This is a genomic window from Nocardioides sp. 616 (assembly GCF_002930065.1).
GTDB lineage: Bacteria > Actinomycetota > Actinomycetes > Propionibacteriales > Nocardioidaceae > Nocardioides > Nocardioides houyundeii.
In genome coordinates this window covers 557,850-578,774 of the sequence record NZ_POAG01000017.1, presented here as the reverse complement: position 1 = coordinate 578,774, position 20,925 = coordinate 557,850, and the positions used below count along the sequence as shown (strand labels likewise).

Sequence of the window (20,925 nt, the reverse complement as noted above, 5' to 3'; positions counted from 1 at the left end):
TCACGGGCCGACCAGGTCCCGATGCTGCGGAGGTTCTACACGTAACGGGGCAGCGAACACGGCTGGGGTGTTAAGCGATCGGGTTAAACACATGGGGCGTGCTGCCCGAATCGGGGCACTCGACGCGGCGAAAAGGTGACGGGCTGACGGCTGGGATCCTGCAAATTCGCACCTGGCTCCGAATACCTCTGCAAACTAGAGGGCATGCCACCGGAATCCTTGGGCCTGTCCGGCAAGCTCCCTCCCGATTGGGAAGGGGACGGCAACCCCAGGCGTGTGCTCATGGTGTGGGGCGCCGTTCGTTGCCGCGAGCTGCCCGCCCACCAAGTCCAAGACTTCCTAGCGCGCCCGGAAGTCGTTCAGCTGGCGGCCGTGCGAACGACGCCGATGTGGCGAGCCGCCATACGAGCGATCAACGCGAACGACGGTGGCCTGCTTCTGCTCGGCGAGTGGACAGATTGCCTACGGGGACTGTGCGACGAAAGCATCAATCCCGTCATTCAGATAGACATCGTCGAAGACCGGCGTGACACGTCAGGCGGAGAGTTGACCGCCAGCCTCGAAGCACTCCCTGACAGCCTGCAACACGTGCTCCACCACCCCGTACTGACGCGGCAACGACCAGTTCGAAAGGTCGCGACCTCCAGGCGCAGTCACCCCGAGTGGAGCCAGGTCCTGAGTGAGATGAAGGAGGCACTCCAGCTCGAAATACGCGAGTCGGACCGTACCGCTTCAGGCCAGCGCATCTACTTGGGGGCGGGTGTATTACTCGCACTGACCAAGCACGGTCACACGGTCAGATTCGACGCGGTCCTGGACACGGCTGTGGTGGACGGGGGTGCCTTGCAGCTGGCGTACGGCACCGCCCCCCCCGTTGAGATCGAAGTGCTCGACATGTCGGACACGTCGCTTACCGCATGGGTGTCGGGGCGGCCGCCAAATGCAATTCCGACCGCAACGCTATTGCTGGACAGTTCATTCTTGCTGAGACGTCGATTCGACCTGCTCAGTGGTCTCTCTCAAGGGTGCGATTGGTTTGATGCTGCTTCCGGTATGGCCCCGTTGGTCGATCCCGATGCTGTCTACACTTCCGTATCCCAGACCTCGCCTGACGACGCACTGAGCGCCGAACAACAAAAATTCCACGACGTTGCCCTCACTGGAGGCACCTCCTGGCTCTGGGGGCCTCCAGGCACGGGCAAGACGACGACGCTGGCCCACCTGGTCAGACGCCTCCGTCGCAGCGGCAAGCGCGTCCTCTTCGTCTCGAACACCAACGCAGCGGTGGATACGGCGCTGGAGAAATACCTCTCAGTCGATCCCGAGCTGCCGCCTGGGGCTGTGGTGCGGCTCGGTGGAGACATGGATCAGCGGTCGAGCGATAAGGGTCTCTCAGTGGGAGCGATTGCTGCCCACCTAGGCGTCGGGGCCGGAGACCAGCTTGTTACTTGTCGCCGAGAAATCGCAGCCGCGCGGGCGCGAATCAGTGAACTCGACCAAATCGTGCGTGACCCTTTGGGCGCCGCACGCTCCGGCGCCTTGGGTCATCCGGACTTAGAGTTGCTAGAACTCCTCCGCTTGATCCGCGAGACGGGCCTTGAGGAAGAACTCGCCACGACCATCCGACAATTGGGGACCCTGGTGGATCGCAGGCGCGCTGTAGAGTCGTTGGTGAATCAAGTTCGCCACGCGATCGTGTCCGACGCAGGCGTGGTCTTTTCGACGGTCCACCGGGTGTACCTGCAGGATCTCGAGAAGCAGCGTTTCGATGTTGTTGTGCTCGATGAGGCCAGCATGGTGTCTGCGGACCTGGCCGTACTTGCAGCGGGTCTCGGAGATGGTCACCTGATTGTGGCGGGCGACTTCCGCCAGCTCGGTCCAATCGCGCAGTCCACCGAGCCTGCGGCCCAGCGGTGGCTAAGGCAGAGCATCTTTGAGACCGCAGGCATAGTGGCGGCGGTCTCGAACGGAGTACCCCCTCGCTCGATGGTCACGCTGAGAGTGCAACACCGGATGCGAGGCAAAATTGAACGCATCGTGAGAGACCACTTCTACCCGGAAGTCAATCTCACGAGTGGTTCGTCGATACCAGCGCGTCCGCCGCGGAGACCTATCCAGTCAATGGGTGAAGTCGCCCTAATTGACACTTCGGGCCTGGCCCCATGGATGGGCCGACGCGGTGGGTTGCACTCGCGGTACAACGTCGTTCACGCTCAAGTGGTCGCTTCACTTCTGGATCAGGTTGCTGCGGACGTTCCGTTGGGGCTCATTTCACCATTCAGTCCCCAAGCTTCTCTCCTACGCACACTCGTCGGCCGTGATTCGGCGAGACGAGAGGCGGCCACCGTCCACCGGTTCCAAGGCGGTGAGAGAGACCTCATCGTTTGGGATATGACGGAGGGACGCATGGGCGGAACAAAGCCCGCGCTCTGGTTCAACGCGTTCTCGACCCAAGATGAGGGGTCGCGCTTGTTGAATGTCGCACTGTCCAGGTCGCGCGATCAACTGGTCGTTGTGGCCGACATGGATCGGGTACGAAAGTTGCCGAGGGAATCGATCCTGAGCCAGGTCGTCCAACATATTGACCAGCTGGGAAATATTGTCGACGCGCGCGATTTACTCGATAGCCGAGCACCTGCCTGTCCAGACGTCTCGAACATGCCGCCTCGCGATGCGCTGGATCTGCTTCTCGAATGTGCAACGTCAGGCTGGGTCATGATCTGGTCGACGCGTATCCCAGACGAGATTTCAGCCCACACTATGCAACGCCTACGGGAAGCGATCGCGGCGAACATCGCAATCTATTTCCGATTTCCTCCGGCATCGACCCCAGACTCCTGGGCTCTGATCGGTCAACTTCAAGAGGTGGGCTGCAGCGTGCAATTCGTGGATCCCTGCTTCGAGAACGTAGCTTTCACGGCATCCACCACGATCACATCCACAGGCGGTCTCCTGGACGTGAAACAGGGGGACCTCGTGAAAACAGTCAATCCGGCCTTCGCGCACGCCGTCTCCAGCCTGTTGAGGCGCGCTGGGGACATAGATCCCTCGACTAAAGACAAAGACCCGACGTGTCCACACGGCTGGCCATACCGGGCAAGAGTTTACAGCGTGAAGGGCAGCCTGCGACTGTTGCGGCCAGAGCATTGTTTCCACTGATGCCGACGGATGTGCCCAGTGCATCCTCCTCAGCGGCACGGAATCGTGAGTCGCCTGGCGTTGCTCGGAGTCGGATCGAAGGGTGACGGGGTGCCCAGATGGCTGCAGAGTTCGACGGTTGCGGGCGGCACTCAAGAGATTCCCTGAGACTCGGTTCACTACTCTTCGTCGCAGTCGTCGACATCCCGAAAAGGTGCGCCAGCTCAACCTCAAGGGTGTCTACCTCCCAAGGCCGAGCAGACTGATGGGTGCGAGGAGAGCCGCAACTGAAGACGGCTGCAGGTCTATCGAATGGCCCCAGAGCGGACTTTGCCCGGTCTGGACATGAGCGCACCGAAAACGGTCTCAGAAAGACCAGCGTGCAAGAGCGGAGGTGATGAACTCGTCCGTTCGCTTGTCGATCTCCTCCTCAGTCCATTGCGGTTCGGCTAGCCACCCCGCGTTGATTGCCATGGGGGCGACCTTCTTGCCTGGCTTCGTCGGGTAGGCCTTCTTATCGGCGAACGTGCTGTTGCCGACTGCCGAATTGTGTGCGCCAGTGACTACCGCCAGATTTCCGAGTGCATGTAACCGGTGACTCATATCCGCCGGATCAGCGCCCCACGCCGCAATATCGGCGTCCCACTTCGCATGCTTCTGCGGGAAGAGATGCTCAATCGTGTACTCATTTGGCTTCTTTCCGTGAACAAAGAACATCGAACCGGCGCCGCTCAGCTCAGCCTCGATGCCGCGCAGGATGGCTGTCACCGGCCTCGCACCCAGGTCGGCGTACGCTGGCTTCTCGTGCGCGATGTCCTTGATCTCGTCGTCGGTCGGCCAGACCGATGCCTGTAGCTCGGTGAGCAGATCGGCGGGAACGATGCTTCGATCGAATTTGCCCATCACGTCCATGATCCTGGCGCGCAAAGGTGATAGCGACTTTCCCGCAAGCATCTGGCGCACGATGTAGGCCTCCGCGTACAGGAGCGCCTCCACCAGTTCGTCACTTTCCACATTGCCAAGCGCGAACTGCGTGACAAAGTGGAGCGCGATCGGGTTGGCCGGGTTCGCAGAGAGGTCGTACAGAGACGTTAGGAGCTGCGTTGCCGCGACTGGAATCTCAACTTTCACTCCAGCGTGCCGGTAGGTATCTGACTGGCGCACGACAACAGGCCAGGAGGCCATGCTTGGCAACAGATCCTCTCGAAGAAGTTCCAGAAGCGCGTCCCCATCCATGTTGCGCGTCATCACGCTGAAGTGGGCGGCGCCCCGATTGGCGTTAAGGGCCTTCTGACGACGCTTTTCGCCGTGCGCGATCAGGTAGTCGTATAGGAAGACCTTCTCGGAGGCCATCCGCTTCATACGAACGTTGCGGATGGCATCCTCGGTATCCTTCCACTCCTTCTCGTAAAGATCCTTTGCGTCCGCCTCGGGCAGGCGGACGAACAGAGAGTTGCGGACGTGATCGAGCGGCTCGAGCGGAGTGCGCATGCCGTTGAGCGTGTCGAAGATCGTGGCTTGCGACTCGTCAGTCTTCGGGTCGTGAATGAGGCTGAAGAGCGACATCTCGGTGCGGGTGGTTTGAGCCAACAGTTCGCAGTCCACCGCCTGGCCGCGTGGGACGCCCGAGCCGCGCTTTGTGGCGAGAAATTGGTCCCATTGGGCCTCGTACGACCCCTTTGCCTTCTCGGGCATGAGCTGTTGGTATTTGACGGACTCCTCCTCCGCCAACGCATCGGTGCCTAAGTGTAAGAGGTATCGGAAGTATGCGTAGGCTTGCAGTGGGCGCTTTCCGAGAAGCGGGGCATTCTTTGCGAGTCGCCACTTGCCCTCCAACGCGACCTTGAACGGGAGTCGATCGATCTCCTGAACATGCAATGCGGCGAATTTGGAAACGTCGAGCTTGATCGCCCTCCCGTTGTCCTTCGCATGGTGCGCGAGTGCGGCGAGCCAGAGGATCGTCGTGGTGAGGCGCTGCTGGCCGTCGATGACCGTGTAGCTCTGAACGGAATCGTCGCCGGGATGCTTGGTTCCGGTGTCGTCGCTCAGAAGGAGAATTCCGAGCCAGTGTGGAGGATCGCCCTTCGGTTTCATCGTGAGCTGCTGAACATCGTGGGCCAGCCCCTGCCAGCGCTCTGCCTCCCACTGGTACGCCCGTTGGTAAGGCGGAATTCGGTAGGCCGAGCTTGCGTTCAGGATGTTTGCGATGCTGCGTGGGTTGCCTTGCATGTGGCGATCGTTGCATGCGGCCACGGTTCTGAGTGCCCGAACCAAGCGATGACTGTCTCGTGCCGGGTCAGTGGAGGCTTTGAACTAACACGTCGGTAGTCGGGGGGCTGGTAGTCGTTGCCTTCCTGCCGTACGGATACTGCTTGTTCGGCGGGCGGCCCGGTCGACGGGTGGGACGTGTCCGATGTCGCCATGGGACATCGAGTTGAACGCCTCGGCCCGGGCATTGCTTTACGAGTCTCTGCGTCGCACCGACTGACGCGACGGCCCGGCCTCGGCCAGCCGCGGGTGTAGCGCCCCGCGAGGTACTGCTTGCGCGTCTGGGCAGTCGCCCGGTGAGCGCTGTTGGCTCGCCGGTCCAGAACCCCATCTCTCGGCCGTCCAAGGCGAGGGTCGGTGCGCAGGCCGTTCGGCAGGTTCCGCCCCCTGACGCGGCGGGGATGCATGCCTCTCACGAACGCGGCGCCACCGTTATTGGTTGGATATGTGTAGACCACTCAGCGCGTAGATTCGACTCTCCTGCCTCTCGCTTCGCCCCGCTTGCGCGCAAGTTTGCTAGTCGGTCGGATGCCGCTTGTCGGTAGCGCATGGCGGCGTGGCTGGTTGAGTGGCCGCCGAGTGCAATGAGCTCGGCGAGGGTGGCCCTGTGGCGGGCCGCCTCGGTAAGGACCCGTGGCGGAGATCGTGGAAGCAGAGGTGCTCACGCCCAGCGAGGCGGCGGGCTCGAACCAACCGAATCCCTGGGTTTCCGGCTTGCCGCGTCCCCTCTTGGAGACCTTGCCGTAGAACGCGCTGGGAGTAGGTAGTCACCGCTCGCGCCGAGGAACATGGGGCCCTGGTGGCCGGGAGCCGCATGCTGGGTCTTGTGCTCGGTGATGTCGGGTGGATGGGGACGTCGCGGCTCCCGGCCTCGCGCTTGGGTGCCTTGGCCACCACGCCGGCGGAGACGGAGCGGACGACGCTGCGGCTGACGTGGATGACGGCGTTCTTGAGGTCGACGTCCATGCGTCGTAGTTCGGCGAGCTCGCCGAAGCGCAGGGCGCAGCTGTCGGCCAGGAGCACCATGAGCCGGTCTCGCTCGAGCATGGTCGACACGATCGTGATGATCTCGTCGAGGGTGGCGGTCTGACGTTGCGCCTCCTGCCGGAGGTGTCGACGCATTCCGGGCGATGGACGAGGCGGGGAGATTTAAGGGGCAATGGGCCGCAGATTCAGGTCCGGGCCTCCGGATCACGCGCTTCATGGGTGGCTTTCGTACCTCCTTTCCAGCCCCGTGCTGCAGCTCGCTTCCGCGCCAGCTCTGCGAGGCGATCAGATGCGGCTTGTGGATAGCGCAGGGCGGCGTGGCTAGTGGAATGACCTCCGAGTGCCATGAGTTCGGCGAGGGTCGCGCCGTGCCGGGCGACTTAGGTGGGGGCGCCATGGTCCGGTGCTGCCTCGACCGCCTTGGCGTAGCCGTCGTCGGTCAGCGTGACGTTGGTCCTCCTGTCGCCGGACGCCACGCCACGCACCTCGCCCGCCGCCTCAGCAGCCTCCTGAAGCCGGGCGGTGCCGTCCACGAGTTCGCCGGCCGTGGACTCGAACACGGGGCCTTCATCCCCTTGATGGCGATGTACCCGCCGCCGACGTAGCCGTCGCGCAGCTCTCGATGCCCAGCCTCCGCCCAGTCGACCTCCTCGCCCTGGGCGAGCGGCTTCGCACGTTGCGCGACGAAGGGATCCTCGTTATCGGCTCGGGCTTCATGGCCCACAGCTTCGCGGTCATGCGCGACTCCCGGCTCGCCGCGCATACCCAGGCCTTCGACGAGTGGGCCGTCGACGCGCTCGCCGGGCCGACGTCGACGCGCTCACCGACTACCGCAGGCGCCCGGGGTGGCGGTCGCCCACCCGACCACGGAGCACTACGTGCCTCTCCTGTTGACCCTCGGTACTGCCTCCGACCCGGGCAGCGCAGTGAGCGCGGTCGATCGCATGATCTGGGGGAACTCGACCCGATCGCTCCAGGTGGGCTGACCCGCGGCGACCTGGACCGTCAGTAGTCGCGCAGCCCTCGTGCCGCCGCAGCCCACGCCACGAGCTTCAAGCCGCTGAGCGCCAGCGACGAGCCTCCCGTGTTCAGGTGGGAGTCGAAGTAGGCCGCGAACGAGCCACCGTGAGCCTTCATCCCGGTGACGGTGTCGGTGAAGAACGTGCGACCGCGCGGGTCCGCGAACCCCTCGTCGGTGATGCCGAACTCGCCGAGTCCCCAGTCCACCCCGACCGAGGCGGCGAAGGCGCCCATCCGGCGCCAGTAGTCGGACAGGTCCGACCACTTCGTCGGGTTCTTGAGCTCGCCGTACGTCTGGTAGACGTCGAGGGCGACGAAGTCGATCGGGGCGCCGTAGGGGTACATCGCCTCGAACGAGAACTCGGGCTCCCCGTGGAACTGGTTCCAGCCGGTTACGCAGATGCCGAACCGGATGCCGGGCCTGTCGAACATCGGGGCCAGCCGCTGCTGGAGGGCGGTCCACTGGCGGATGTCGGCCTGGTCGTTCTCCGGCTCGTGGTGCAGGACGACCCAGACCTCGCGTCCGGGCTCGCCGACAGCCGCGAGTCGTCGCGCGGCGTCCCGGGCCCACGCGTCGCCGTCACCTGCGGCCATCCGGTCCCAGGTGGTCGGCAGCTTGAAGGAGACGAACGGGGTCCGGTTCTTGGCCAGGTCCGCGGCTGCGGTCGCGACAGCGAGGTTCACCTCGGTGGACTGGAAGTAGGTGCGGCGCAGAGCGAGCGGGCCGCCCGCAGCGGACTCCAGCGACGTGGGCTCGGTGTTGGCCCCGTGCGCCGCCCCGAGGAGGAACGGGGTCTCGGCCTGGGGGTCGACGCCGTGCGCCTTCGTCGTCGGTCGGTCGTGCGTGCCGGCGGAGGAGGAGGCGCTGCCGACGGGGGAGTGGATGCGGTAGACGGCAGGGGGGCCGGTCGGCGGATCGACGGGGAAGACGAAGACGTCCTCGGGCCCGCGTACGACCGTGCGGCGGGACCGGCCGGTCGTGGTCGGACGGTCCAAGCAGGCGGCCGGGGGCAGGGACATGTCGCGCAGTCTGCCCGAGATGCGCCACTCGTGCGCGGCTCCTCCGCGCCTTGTCGCTCATCCCACCTGGCCGAGAGCGCCGAGCAAGCGAGACGAGGCCCTTGCCTACCAACCAGTTGATTGGTTAGTGTGACGCGCGTCGCAGCGAGCGACCGCCGGCGCGGTGCGCGGCGGTGCAGATCGAAATGCCCTGGCGGGCGAGGAGGCAGTCGGTGGGAACCCTCGAGGGACGCGTGGCGATCGTGACCGGAGCCGGTCGAGGGCTCGGCAGGGCACACGCCCTGCTGCTGGCCCGCGAAGGTGCCCGGGTGGTGGTCAACGACCTCGGCGGCTCCCTGGACGGCTCCGTCGACGGCGATCAGGACCCCGCCCAGCAGGTGGTCGAGGAGATCCTCGCCGCCGGCGGTACGGCGGTCGCCGACCACGAGGACGTCTCCTCGTTCGAGGGCGCCGGTCGCCTGGTCGCCCGGGCGGCCGAGACCTTCGGCGGCCTGCACGTGGTGGTCAACAACGCCGGCATCCTGCGCGACGCCTTCCTGCACCGGATGACCGAGGCCGAGTGGGACGCGGTGATCGCGGTGCACCTCAAGGGCCACTTCGCGCTCGTGCGGCAGGCCGTCGCCTACTGGCAGCCCCTGGCCAAGGCCGGCACGCCGGTCAACGCCTCGGTCATCAACACCACGTCCGCCTCCGGCACCTACCTGGCGCTGCCCGGCCAGGCCAACTACGGCGCTGCCAAAGCCGCCATCGCCTCGTTCTCCATCGTCGCCGCCGCCGAGCTCGGACGACTCGGAGTACGCGTCAACGCCATTTCCCCCGGCGCCCGGACCCGGATGACCGAGTCCACCCCCGGCCCGATCGGGGAGCTGATGCGCGCACCGGTCGCCCCCGGTGCCCTGGACGAGTTCAGCCCCGAGAACGTCTCACCCCTGGTCGCCTACCTCGCAGCCGAGAGCACCACCGTCACCGGCCGGGTCTTCGCCGTCCGGGGCGGCGAGATCCAGGAGATCTCCCCCTGGGCGCTCTCCCCGGAGCGGGTGCTGCGCAGCGACGTGGACTGGACCCCTCAGCAGGTCGCCGAGGGGTTCGAGGCCGTCCTCGGCGTCGATGACCTCGGCACTCCCGCCACCGCGTGACCTCATCCCGGAACCCAGGAGCCCTCATGATGGAAACGAAAGCCTTCGAGCTGCTGCCGCTGCCCGAGACCCTGACCGACGCCTTCGACCGGATGGTCGGCATGCGGGGCGACCAGACGGCCGTCCGGAGCCACGACGGCCGGCTCAGCTGGACCTGGGGCGAGCTCTCGGCGAAGGTCGACGAGCTCGCCGCCGGCTTCCACGCCCTCGGCCTCCGCAGGGGCGACAAAGCCGCCCTGCTGCTGCGCAACCGTCCCGAGTTCTACCCCATCGACCTCGCCCTGGTCCGGCTCGGCGTGGTCCCGTTCTCCCTCTACGCCACCTCCTCGCCCGAGCAGCAGGCACACGCCCTCGCCGACTCCGGCGCCACCCTGGTGGTGGCGGAGCCCGCCCTGATGGGCACCATCGCCTCGGTCGACCTGCCCGAGCGCCGGGTGCAGCTGGAGGGCGACCTGCTCCCCGGCTGGTCCTCGATCGACAGCGTGGTCGAGGCCGGCCGCGGCACCGAGGTGTCCGAGGTCGCGCGGCCCCAGGCCGACGACCTGCTCACCCTGATCTACACCAGCGGGACCACCGGCGTGCCCAAGGGCGTGATGATCAGCCACCGCAACTTCCTGGCGACCGCAGAGGCCACCCTCGAGGCCCAGCGGATCCCCGAGGGCAGCGTGGTCGTCTCCTGGCTGCCGTCCGCACACGTCGGGGAGCGGCTCGGCGGCTACGTCATCGCCCTCGTCCAGGGCTGGGAGATCGTCACCGTCGACGACCCCCGCCAGGTGATCTCCGCCCTCCAGGAGATCCACCCCCACTACTTCTTCGCCCCGCCCCGCATCTTCGAGAAGCTCCGCGCCTCCTTCGACACCTGGCTGCTCGGCCTGGACGGCCCGGAGCGCGCGGACGCCGAGAAGGCGCTGGCCGACAGCCAGCAGCGGGTGGACCTGGAGCAGGCCCAGCAGCCCGTCCCGCAGGAGCTGATGGAGGCCTCGATCCGGGCCCGCGAGGAGCTCTTCATGCCGTGGAAGCGCTCGGTGGGACTGGACCAGCTGACCGTCGCGGTGGTGGCCACGGCCCCCAACCCCGGCCCGCTGATGAGCTTCTACCACTCCATCGGCATCCCGATGGGCGAGGCCTACGGCCTCAGCGAGAGCGGGGCGTCGGGGACCGCGTCGTACCCGGGGAGCATCCGGATCGGCACCGTCGGCCAGGTGAGCCGCAACATGGAGCTCAAGATCGCCGAGGACGGCGAGATCCTGCTCCGGGGCCCCGCGGTGATGGTGGGCTACCTGAACCTCCCGCAGGCCACCGCCGACGTCATCGACCCCGAGGGCTGGCTGCACACCGGTGACCTCGGCGCCCTGGACGAGGACGGCTACCTCCGGGTGGTGGGGCGCAAGAAGGAGATCCTGATCAGCTCGTCGGGCAAGAACATCGCCCCCGTGACCGTGGAGTCGGCGATCCTCTCCGCCAGCCCGTTCATCGGTCAGGTCTGCTGCTTCGGCGACGCCCGGCCCTACACCGTCGCGCTGATCGTCCTGGACACCGAGTACGTCACCGGGTGGGCCAAGCAGCAGGGCATTGCCGACATCTCCCTGGCCGCCCTGGCCGACGACGAGCGGGTGCGCGCCCAGGTGGCGGCTGGCGTGGAGGCCGGGAACGCCCGCCTCAACCGGCCCGAGCAGATCAAGAAGTTCCACATCGTGGCAGGGGAGTGGCTGCCCGGCCGCGAGCTGACCCCCACCTCCAAGATGCGGCGCGGCCAGATCGCCTCGCTCTACAACGACGTCATCGAGGAGCTCTACACGTGACCGGCGCCCGACTCTCCGCAGCCGCCGCCGAGGCGGTCACCCTCACCGTCGAGGACGGCGTCGGCATCATCACCCTCAACCGTCCCGACCGGCTCAACGCCATGGACCCGGCGATGCAGGAGGGCCTCCCGGCCAGGCTGCACCAGGCCGCGGACGACGACGAGATCCGGGTCATCCTGCTCACCGGGGCGGGGCGCGGCTTCTGCGCCGGCGCCGACCTGGAGGTCCTCAGCGGCCTCGGCGACGGCGACAAGGTCGAGATGCCGGGCCGGGAGTTCCTGGTCGCCCGCACCATCGCCAAGCCGGTGATCGGGGTCGTCAACGGCGCCTGCGCCGGCATCGGGCTGGTCTTCGCGCTCGCCTGCGACCTGCGCTTCTCCACCCGCGAGGCCAAGTTCGGCACCGGCTTCGCGCGCCGTGGGCTGGTCGCCGAGCAGGGACTGGCCTGGCTGCTGTCCAGCCTCGTCGGCCACTCCCGGGCGCTGGACCTGCTCTTCACCTCGCGGGTGATCACCGGTGAGGAGGCCCACGCCCTGGGCATGGTCGACCAGCTGCACGACGAGGCAGACCTGCTGCCGGCGGCCATCCGCTACGCCCGGAACCTGGTCGAGAACAGCTCCGCGGTCTCCATGGGCGTCATCAAGTGGCAGGCCCAGCGCGCCCAGGAGTCGACGCTGTGGGAGGCGCTCGACGACGCCGACGAGATCACCACCCGCTCGCTGGCCGGCAGGGACTTCGTCACCACCGGAGCCACCCTGGCACGCGACGCCCGGCCCGAGTACCTGCCGATCCCGCAGGGCCGGCTCGGCGAGAAGCCCCCCGTGGAGCTCATCCCACCCGCCCCGTAGGGCGCCCCCGCACCCTCACCGCCGCTCACGGCGGCGATCCCCACCAGCAGACCGGAGAAGAGACCATGACAGGACTGACCGGCCGCGAGGCCGTCATCGTCGGTGCCACCCGCACCCCCATCGGCAAGGGCAACCTGGAGAAGGGGGTCTTCGCCGACGTGCACCCGGTGGCGCTGCTCGGGCGCGTCTACTCCTCGGTGCTGGAGCGCGCCGGGATCGACCCCTCGGCCGTGGACGACGTGGCCGCGGGCTGCGGCCAGCCCTTCGGCGTGCAGTCGGCCAACGTGGCCCGCAACGCCTGGCTGCACGAGAACCTGCCCGTCGAGACCCCGGCCACCACCGTCGACCGCGCCTGCGGCTCCTCCCAGCAGGCGGTCAACATGGCCGCCGCGGCAGTCGCCTCCGGCGCGGCGGACGTCATGCTCGGCGCCGGCGTGGAGCACATGGGACGCATCCCCTTCTCGGCCGGCCCCGCCATCCAGCGTGACTTCGGCGACCCCTTCACCGACCAGCTCCTGGCCCACCACGCCCTGGTCGGTCAGGGCGAGGCGGCCGAGCGGGTGGCCGACAAGTACCAGATCACCCGCGAGGCCATGGACGAGCTCGCGGAACGCTCCCACCGGCTCGCTGCTCGGGCGGTCGCCGAGGGCCGCTTCGACGCCGAGATCACCACCGTCCGCACCGCCGCCGGGGAGGTCTCCCGCGACCAGGGCATCCGGGAGAGCACCACGATCGAGGGACTGGCCGGCTTGCGGCCGGTGTTCCGCGAGGACGGTCGGATCACGGCCGGCAGCTCCTCGCAGATCTCCGACGGGGCCGCCGCGGTCCTGGTGGCGGAGGCCCGCCGGGCCCAGGAGCTGGGCCTGCGGCCCCGGGCCCGCATCCTCGACGCGATCACCGTCGGCTGCGACCCGGTGCTGATGCTCGAGGGACCGATCCCCGCCACCCAGCGCATCCTGGAGCGCAACTCGATGTCGATCGACGACATCGACCTCTTCGAGGTCAACGAGGCCTTCGCCCCGATCGTGCTCGCCTGGGAGCGGGAGCTGAAGCCCGAGCGCGACCGGGTCAACGTCAACGGTGGCGCGATGGCCCTGGGCCACCCGCTCGGCGCCAGCGGCGCCCGCCTCATCACCACGCTGCTGCACGAGCTGGAGCGCGCGGACAAGGAGATCGGGCTGGTCACCATGTGCTGCGGTGGCGGGTTCGGGACCGCGACCCTGATCCAGCGCGTGTGACGAGCACCGTGCACCCGGAGATGGCGGCCGCCGCACAGGCGTTCTTCGACCAGCAGGCACCGCTGTCCGCGCTCCGCGGGCACCTCGAGGTCGGACCCGGCTACGACGGACGCACCTGGCGGCGCTACTGCCAGGAGCTCGACGGTGCCCGGCTGCTGCTGCCGGCCGAGGTCGGCGGGCTCGGCGCCGGCATCCGGGAGGCCTCCGTGGTCGCGGAGGCCGCCGGCCGGGTGCTGTACGGCGGGCCGTACCTGTCGCAGTGGCTGGCCGGACTGCTCCTGCTCGGCGCCGACCAGGACCCCGAGCCGAGAGCCGCGAGCGGTCTGCTGAGCGAGGTCGCGGACGGTCGCACCGTGGTGGCGCTGAGCCTCGACCCCGCGCTGGTGCGAGCCGAGCCCGGACCGGACGGCTGGCGGCTCCAGGGCGAGGGTTGCCCGCTGGAGCACCTGGACTCCGCCGACGTGCTGCTGGTCGCGGCCCGGGTGGACGCCGCGGACGCCGCAGCTGGCGAGGGCGACGAGGTGGCGCTCTTCCTGGTCCAGCCCGACGCCGACGGGCTGCACCGGCACGACGTGGACAACCTGGACCTCACCCGTCGTACCGGCCTGGCCCGGCTGCGGGACACCCCGGCCACCCGGCTGACCAGTGCCGGTGCCGGTGCCGCCCAGCGGCTCACCGAAGTCGCGACGACCGCCACGGTGCTGCGGGCTGCGGAGAGCCTCGGCTCGCTCCGCCGACTCCACGAGATCACCACCGCCTACGCCCTGGCCCGCGAGCAGTTCGGCCGCACCATCGCCTCCTTCCAGGCGGTCAAGCACAACCTGGCCGACCGCCTCGTCGAGATCGAGGCGGCCACCGCGGCGGTGGATGCGGCCGTGCGGCTGCTCGCGGAGCAGCCCGGCTCACCGGGGGCCGAGGCCGCCGTGCTGACGGCCGGCCTGGTGACCGAGGACGCGTTCGCCCGGATGGCGCACGAGGGGATCCAACTGCACGGCGGGATCGGGTTCACCTGGGAGCACGACGCCCACCTCTTCTACCGCCGCGCCGCCGCCGGCCGGGGCGTGGCGGGGGCGCGCTCGGTGCGGCTGGGCCGGCTGCTGGACCTGACGACGCTCGCCGACCCGATCGAGGACGGCGTACCCACGGCGGCGCCCCTGGAGACTCCCGAGCTCGCGGCGTTCCGGGGCCGGGCCCGGGCCTGGCTCACCACGGCGATCGCCGCGGGGGAGGCGCCCGAGGTGCGGCCCGGTCCGGTGAGCACCACCGCGGAAGGGCTGGCGGCCGGGAAGCGCCACCAGGCCGCGCTGCACGAGGCCGGCTTCTCCGGCATCACCTACCCCCGTGAGTACGGCGGCGCCGGGCTGCCGGCGCCGTACGAGGACGCCTTCTTCGAGGAGACCCGGGCGACCGGCGCGGGGGAGGACAAGCTCTTCCGGATCGGCATCGGCATGATCGGGCCGGCCATCCTGGCGATGGGGACCCCCGAGCAACGCGAGCGCTACCTCCCCCCGCTGCTGCGGGGCGAGGAGGTGTGGTGCGAGCTCTTCTCCGAACCCGGCTCCGGCTCGGACATGGCGGGGGCCAGGACCAAGGCTGTGCCGGACGGTGACGGCTACCTCGTCACCGGCCAGAAGGTGTGGACCTCCAACGGACACCTGTGCGACTTCGGCCTGCTGCTGGCGCGCACCGACCCGACCGCGGCCAAGCACGCCGGCCTGTCCATGTTCGTGGTGCCGATGGACGCCGCCGGCGTCGAGGTGCGCCCGCTGCGCCAGATCACCGGCGAGACCGACTTCAACGAGGTGTTCCTGGACGAGGTGCGGCTCCCGCGGGAGTCCCTGCTGGGCGGCCTGAACGACGGGTGGCGGGTGGCCCGTCTGGTCCTCCAGCACGAGCGGATGGCGATGGGCACCACCGCGGTGCGCCGCGTCACCCTGGCCGACCTGGTGGAGCTGGCGGCCGGGCGGGGGACCCATCCCCTGGTCCGGGCGGGGCTGGCCGAGCAGGCCCTGCGCGAGCGCGCGCTCCGCACCTACCTGGAGTACCTGGCCGGCGCGGAGCACCGTCACCGCCTCCCGGCGGAGGCAGGAGCGGTGGCGAAGCTGCTGATGACCGCCACCATGCACAGCGCCTCGACGCTGGCCGTGGAGCTGCTCGAGGGCGGCTCGGCGCTCTGGCCTCGCGGGTCCGGGACCGGCGACCTGCTCAAGCGGGTGCTCGCCGCCCAGGCGTTCTCCATCGCCGGCGGCACCGACAACATCCTGCGCAACCTCATCGGCGAGCGGGCGCTCGGACTGCCCCGTGACTGAGCAATTGCGGGGATCCGGCCCGGCACCCTGGATAATGGGTCGGATCGACACCCCAGAACTGGCGCCGCGGCGCATCGAAGACGGAGAAGTGTGATGGCGAAGCGAGCAGTGCGCCCCAGCGACGAGGTCGACAAGGGCGACGGCGCCAGGACCCCTCGACGGTTCGACCGGTACGAGATGGTGATCACCTCGGCCGCGGAGATCTTCCGCAGCAACGGCTACGACGCGACCAGCCTGCAGCAGATCGCCGACGACGTCGGGATCCTCAAGGGCAGCCTCTACCACTACATCGACACCAAGGAAGACCTGCTCTTCGCGATCATCAAGCGCAACCACGAGCACATCACCCAGGAGAACTCCCAGTGGCGTGACCTGGTCGGGGACCCGGTGGCCGCGATCCGCTCCTTCATCGAGGGGCACATGCGCGAGTCGCTGTGGAACCCCACCTTCTCGGAGGTCTTCGTGCGCGACTTCCGGGCCCTGAGCCCGGAGCGCGCCAAGATCATCCGCGAGACCCAGGAGGCCTACGACGCCGAGTTCCGGGGCCTCATCGCGGCAGCCATCGAGACCGGCGCGCTGCGCGACGGCGTGGAGCCGGCGTTCGCGGCTCGCGCCGTGTTCGGCATGACCAACTGGGTCTACTACTGGTACCACCCCGGCGGCTCCCTCTCGGTCGACGACGTGGTCACCAAGATGTCCGACTACGCCATGGCCAGCCTGATGGAGCCGGTGAACAAGGACGCCCTCTCGTCCTGAACCTAACTAATCAAACGGTTGGTTGACAGGGCGGATCTGCCGATCTAGCCTCGGTCCATAGCGTGAACGTCGTTGCCGGCAACCGGCACGCATGGACCTGGAGGCAGCAGTGAGCGAAGCCGTGACCGAGAACCACGGACCGGTGTCCGTCACGATCGAGGACGGCGTCGCCGTGGTCCTCGTCGACAGCCCGCCCGTCAACGCGATGGGCAAGGCAGTGCTGGAGGGGCTCGGCGAGGTCGCCGCCCGCCTGCACAAGGACGAGTCGGTGCGGGTCGTCGTGCTGACCGGTGGTGGCACCAAGGCCTTCATGGCCGGCGCCGACATCAGCGAGTTCGAGCAGCTGCGGGCCGCGCCCGGCGGCATGGAGAAGCACAGTGCCTGGGCCGGCGGCGTGCTCGCCGCCTGGGCCGACCTGCCGCAGCCGGTCATCGCCGCCGTCCAGGCGAGCGCCGTCGGTGGCGGCCTGGAGATCGCGCTCACCGCGGACATCATCCTGAGCGAGCCCACCGCCAAGTTCGGCCTCCCCGAGGTCAAGCTCGGCCTGATCCCCGGCGGCGGCGGCACCCAGCGCCTGCCGCGCCGCATCGGCGCCCAGGTCGCCATGGAGCTGATGTTCCTGGGCAGCGTCATCGACGCCGCCCGCGCCGAGCAGCTGGGCCTGGTGAACCGGCTCAGCGAGCCCGGCTCGGTGGTGGAGGACGCTCGCGCCATGGCCCGCAAGATCGCCGGGCACCCGCGGATCGCCGTACAGGCGCTGAAGCGGGCCACCCACGAGGACCTCTCGGCCGCCCTGGTCACCGAGCGGGAGATCTTCCTCGAGGTGACGCAGTCCGAGGACTTCCGCGAGGGCTTCTCCGCATTCGTGGAGAAGCGCGCCCCCCAGTTCAGCCACCGCTGAGCATGGGTCCCCTCAAGGGCATCCGCGTCCTCGACCTCAGCCGGATGCTGCCCGTCGGCGTGCTCAGCCAGCTGCTGGCCGACCTGGGCGCCGAGGTCGTCAAGGTCGAGCGGCCCGGAGTGGGCGAGGAGGGTCGCGCCTTCGGTGCGCCCGTGGCCGGCACGTCGGCCACCCACGCCTTCCTGGACCGCGGCAAGAAGTCCGTCGCGCTGGACCTCAAGCACCCGCACGGGCTTGCCGTCGTGCACTCGCTCGTCGCCGAGGCGGACGTGGTGCTGGAGTCCTTCCGGCCCGGCGTCGCCGAGCGGCTGGGCGTCGGCTACGACGACCTGCGCGCCCTGAACCCCAACCTCGTCTACTGCTCCGTCAACGGCTACGGCACCGGCGGTCCTCGCGACCAGGAGCCGGGGCACGACATGAACTACCTGTCGTACGCCGGCGCCATGCACTTCGGCGGCACCAAGGCGCACGGACCGCAGCCCGGCGGCATCCAGGTCGCGGACCTGCTCGGTGGGCTCACCGGCGGCATCGGCCTGCTCGCCGCCCTGCTGGCGGTGCGCTCCGGCGCCCCGGGCACCCGGGTCGAGGTGGCTCTGGCCGACGCCGCGCTGTGGGCGCTGGGGCTGCACGTCAGCTCCTGGATGGCCGGCGGCGACGCCGCCGGTCCGGAGTCCACCGCCGTCACCGGCGCCGGTCCGGCCTACCGCGTCTACCGCTGTGCCGACGGCCGCTACCTCAGCGTGGCGGCGATCGAGCCCCAGTTCTGGGCCCAGTTCGTCACCGCGGTGGAACGCCCCGACCTGGTCGCGCGTCAGCACGACCCCAGCGCCATCGAGGAGGTCGCGGCCCTGGTCGCGACCCAGGAGCTGGCGCACTGGACCAAGCTGCTCGACGGGCTGGAGACCTGCGTGTCGCCGGTCCAGGACTTCTCCGAGGTCGCGGCCGACGAGCAGTTCCAGGCCCGGGGGATGTTCGTCCCGGTCCCCGGCCAGGACGAGGTCCTGCAGGTCGGCAACCCGATCAAGCTCAGCGTTCCGCTCCCCACCCCGTCCCCGGCCTCAGCGCTGGTGGGCGGGGACACCGAAGCAGTCCTGGCAGGCCTGGACCTGCCGCCCGAGGTGAGGCGTTCCGCGCTCGCCTGGGCCACCACGACCAACGACCGAGGAGAAGAGTCGAGATGACCGAGAACGACGTGATGCTGGTGGCCGGGGCCCGATCCCCGTTCAGCCGGTTCGGCGGTGCCCTGCGGGAGGTCGCCAGCGTGGACCTCGCGGCCTTCGCGATGGTCGAGGCCATGCGGATGGCCGGGATCCGTCCCGAGGACGTGGACGAGGTCTACAACGGGGTCACCATCCCCGCCGAGGAGGCCCTCGACGGGTCCATCCCGGCACGCGTGGCGATGCTGCGCGCCGGCATCCCCGAGGACCGGCTCTCGCTGACGATCGACCGCGCCTGCTGCTCCTCGATGACCGCCGTGCAGCTCGGCTCCCGGGCCATCCAGAGCGGCCAGAGCGACGTGGTCCTGGTCGGCGGCGCCGACAACATGGGGCGCGCGGCGTTCCTGATGAACCCCAACATCCGCTGGGGCATCAAGCGCGGCGGGCCCAAGCTGAAGGACCCGATGGCCGAGCCCGGCGCGGACATCGGCGGCAAGCCGGTCGCCGTGGACGCCGGCGAGGTCGCGGCCGAGCACGGGATCACCCGTGAGGAGTCCGACGAGTTCTCGCTGCGCAGCCACCAGAACTACTTCGAGGCCAAGGCCCGCGGCTACTTCGACGGCGAGGTCGTGGCGTACGCCGGCGAGAAGGGCAGCCTGGAGCACGACGAGGGCCCCCGCGCCGACACCACCCTGGAGCGCCTGGCGTCGCTGAAGACGATCTTCGGCGGCCCGATCGTGACCGCCGGCAACGCGCCCGGCCAGGACACCGGTGGCTGCTACCTCGTGCTGGCTCGCCGCAGCTGGGTCGAGCAGCGCGGCCTCGAGGCGCTGGCGACCCTGGAGGGTGCTGGCAGCGCGGCCCGCGCGCCGCGGGAGATCCCGGTCGCCCCGGCGGACGCCATCAACAAGGCCCTCAAGCAGCCCGGCTGGGACCTGGAGACGCTGGACCGCTTCGAGATCAACGAGGCGTTCGCCGCGGTGCCGCTGACCTCGGCCCGGGTGCTCGCCAACGGTGACGTGGCGCGCGAGAAGCGGATCCTGGACCGGCTCAACCTCAACGGCGGTGCGGTCGCGCTGGGTCACCCGCCGGGCGCCTCCGGTGCCCGCATCCTGCTCACCCTGGCCCGCGGGCTCGCGGAGAGCGGTGGCGGTCGCGGCGTGGCCTCGATCTGCGGTGGCCTCGGTCAGGCCGACGCCGTGGCGCTGAGCGTGGGCGTGGACAGGTGACCGCAGTGGACAACGAGTCCATCGGCACCGACGAGCGCGCGGCCCTGGCTGACCTGGCGTTCTCGCTCGGCGCGAAGTACCAGGACCGGGCCTTCGGTGACGTCGAAGCGGGACGAGAGCACTGGCGCGAGGTCTGCCAGGCGGGCCTGCCCGCGATCTCCCTGCCCGCCGAGTACGGCGGCGCCGGGGGGATGAGCGACCTGTTGCTCGTCGCGGAGCGGCTCGCCGCCGGAGGTTTCCCCGCCGGCAAGCTCACCATCTCCACGGCCATCGGAGGTGCGGTCATCCTGCGCCACGGCACCGAGGAGCAGAAGAAGGAGTGGCTGCCGGCGATCGGGGACGGGTCCCTGCGGTTCTGCTTCGCCCTGACCGAGCCCGGAGCCGGCTCCAACGCGGCGAACATGACCACCAAGGCGACGCGCACCGCGGACGGCTGGCGGATCAACGGTCAGAAGACCTACATCTCCGCGGTCGACGACTCCGACGTGATGCTGGTGGTGGCGCGCGACTCCGAGAGCGGCGGCTTCTCCATCTTCACCGTGGCGCTGCCGTGCGAGCAGCTCCAGCTGCAGCAGGTCGGCGTGATGGTCGGCGTGCCGGAGAACCAGTGGACGGTGTACTTCGACGACGTCGAGGTGCCCGCGGACGCGCTGATCGGCAAGCCGGGGGAGGGCGGTCGAGCACTCTTCGACGGCCTCAACCCCGAGCGGCTGATCGTGGCCGCCCAGGCCGTCGGCATCGGCCGCTGGTGCCTGGCCAAGGCCTCGGAGTACGCCCGGCAGCGGGTCGTCTTCGGGGTGCCGATCGGCGAGCACCAGGCCGTGCAGCACCCGCTGGCCGAGGCGCTGGTCGACCTCGAGGCCGCCTGGGCCCTGATCGAGCGGGGAGCCGCGGCGTACGAGGCGGGGGAGAACGCCGGGCTGGCCTGCAACATGGCCAAGGTCAAGGCCTGCGACGCCGGGCTGAAGGCGGCCGACGCGGCGCTCCAGACCTTCGGTGGCAGCGGCTTCACCGACGAGACGATGATGTACGACCGATTCGGCTACCTCCGGCTCCTGAAGTCCACCCCGGTGGCCCGGGAGCTGGCGCTCAACCAGATCGCGGTGTCGGGGCTCA

At 69.0% G+C, this 20,925-nt stretch carries 14 protein-coding genes; 11 read left to right on the top strand and 3 right to left on the bottom strand.

Annotated elements, in window-relative coordinates:
- Positions 1–204: 204 nt before the first annotated feature.
- Positions 205–3,159, top strand: a complete 2,955-nt coding sequence (locus C5H89_RS09160; protein ID WP_104106681.1) for an AAA domain-containing protein — start codon at positions 205–207, stop codon at positions 3,157–3,159.
- 345 nt (positions 3,160–3,504) lie between these two features.
- On the opposite strand, the gene C5H89_RS09155 is transcribed toward C5H89_RS09160, so the two are convergent.
- The 3 genes from C5H89_RS09155 to C5H89_RS09140 all read right to left on the bottom strand — a co-directional run bounded on the left by C5H89_RS09155 (position 3,505) and on the right by C5H89_RS09140 (position 8,433).
- On the bottom strand, positions 3,505–5,367 hold the full coding sequence (locus C5H89_RS09155; protein WP_104106680.1) for a DUF262 domain-containing protein: 1,863 nt from the start codon (positions 5,365–5,367) through the stop codon (positions 3,505–3,507).
- 1,406 nt (positions 5,368–6,773) lie between these two features.
- Positions 6,774–6,953, bottom strand: coding sequence for a hypothetical protein (locus tag C5H89_RS19125; RefSeq protein ID WP_205304938.1), 180 nt, complete (start codon positions 6,951–6,953; stop codon positions 6,774–6,776).
- Positions 6,954–7,398: 445 nt separating this feature from the next.
- Positions 7,399–8,433 carry a hypothetical protein gene (locus C5H89_RS09140; RefSeq protein ID WP_104106678.1) on the bottom strand — a complete coding sequence of 345 codons (1,035 nt, stop codon included), beginning with the start codon at positions 8,431–8,433 and terminating at the stop codon, positions 7,399–7,401.
- A gap of 212 nt (positions 8,434–8,645) precedes the next feature.
- On the opposite strand from C5H89_RS09140, the gene C5H89_RS09135 reads away from it, so the two are divergent.
- The 10 genes from C5H89_RS09135 to C5H89_RS09090 form a co-directional block, all read left to right on the top strand.
- Positions 8,646–9,569: an SDR family oxidoreductase gene (locus C5H89_RS09135; RefSeq protein WP_104106677.1), complete on the top strand. Its 924-nt coding sequence runs from the start codon at positions 8,646–8,648 to the stop codon at positions 9,567–9,569.
- A gap of 26 nt (positions 9,570–9,595) precedes the next feature.
- The gene (locus C5H89_RS09130) at positions 9,596–11,371 is read left to right on the top strand and encodes an AMP-dependent synthetase/ligase (protein ID WP_104106676.1); all 1,776 of its coding nucleotides are present in this window, start codon (positions 9,596–9,598) and stop codon (positions 11,369–11,371) included.
- Complete coding sequence (locus C5H89_RS09125) at positions 11,368–12,219, top strand: enoyl-CoA hydratase-related protein (protein WP_162799300.1); 852 nt, start codon at positions 11,368–11,370, stop codon at positions 12,217–12,219. Before C5H89_RS09130 ends, C5H89_RS09125 begins: the two co-directional genes overlap by 4 nt.
- A 65-nt stretch (positions 12,220–12,284) precedes the next feature.
- On the top strand, positions 12,285–13,457 hold the full coding sequence (locus C5H89_RS09120; RefSeq protein ID WP_104106674.1) for a thiolase family protein: 1,173 nt from the start codon (positions 12,285–12,287) through the stop codon (positions 13,455–13,457).
- On the top strand, positions 13,454–15,766 hold the full coding sequence (locus C5H89_RS09115; protein ID WP_104106673.1) for an acyl-CoA dehydrogenase: 2,313 nt from the start codon (positions 13,454–13,456) through the stop codon (positions 15,764–15,766). Before C5H89_RS09120 ends, C5H89_RS09115 begins: the two co-directional genes overlap by 4 nt.
- Positions 15,767–15,859: 93 nt before the next feature.
- On the top strand, positions 15,860–16,522 hold the full coding sequence (locus C5H89_RS09110) for a TetR/AcrR family transcriptional regulator (RefSeq protein WP_104106672.1): 663 nt from the start codon (positions 15,860–15,862) through the stop codon (positions 16,520–16,522).
- A 109-nt stretch (positions 16,523–16,631) separates the two neighbouring features.
- Positions 16,632–17,423 (top strand): enoyl-CoA hydratase-related protein, encoded by a 792-nt coding sequence (locus C5H89_RS09105; protein ID WP_162799299.1) that lies wholly within the window; start codon positions 16,632–16,634, stop codon positions 17,421–17,423.
- Positions 17,424–17,425: 2 nt separating this feature from the next.
- A complete protein-coding gene (locus C5H89_RS09100) occupies positions 17,426–18,604 on the top strand; it encodes a CaiB/BaiF CoA-transferase family protein (RefSeq protein ID WP_104106670.1) in 1,179 nt (392 codons plus the stop codon).
- Positions 18,601–19,809 carry a thiolase family protein gene (locus tag C5H89_RS09095; RefSeq protein WP_104106669.1) on the top strand — a complete coding sequence of 403 codons (1,209 nt, stop codon included), beginning with the start codon at positions 18,601–18,603 and terminating at the stop codon, positions 19,807–19,809. Before C5H89_RS09100 ends, C5H89_RS09095 begins: the two co-directional genes overlap by 4 nt.
- A 5-nt stretch (positions 19,810–19,814) precedes the next feature.
- On the top strand, positions 19,815–20,925 hold a 1,111-nt coding region (locus C5H89_RS09090; RefSeq protein ID WP_205304936.1), incomplete at its 3' end, for an acyl-CoA dehydrogenase family protein.

Bases quoted from the DNA above. Each gene is read 5' to 3' on its own strand.
- C5H89_RS09140 (WP_104106678.1), bottom strand. From the start codon at position 8,433: ATGTCCCTGCCCCCGGCCGCCTGCTTGGACCGTCCGACCACGACCGGC.
- C5H89_RS09100 (WP_104106670.1), top strand. From the start codon at position 17,426: ATGGGTCCCCTCAAGGGCATCCGCGTCCTCGACCTCAGCCGGATGCTG.
- C5H89_RS09120 (WP_104106674.1), top strand. From the start codon at position 12,285: ATGACAGGACTGACCGGCCGCGAGGCCGTCATCGTCGGTGCCACCCGC.
- C5H89_RS09155 (WP_104106680.1), bottom strand. From the start codon at position 5,367: ATGCAAGGCAACCCACGCAGCATCGCAAACATCCTGAACGCAAGCTCG.
- C5H89_RS09095 (WP_104106669.1), top strand. From the start codon at position 18,601: ATGACCGAGAACGACGTGATGCTGGTGGCCGGGGCCCGATCCCCGTTC.
- C5H89_RS09110 (WP_104106672.1), top strand. From the start codon at position 15,860: ATGGCGAAGCGAGCAGTGCGCCCCAGCGACGAGGTCGACAAGGGCGAC.
- C5H89_RS09160 (WP_104106681.1), top strand. From the start codon at position 205: ATGCCACCGGAATCCTTGGGCCTGTCCGGCAAGCTCCCTCCCGATTGG.
- C5H89_RS09130 (WP_104106676.1), top strand. From the start codon at position 9,596: ATGATGGAAACGAAAGCCTTCGAGCTGCTGCCGCTGCCCGAGACCCTG.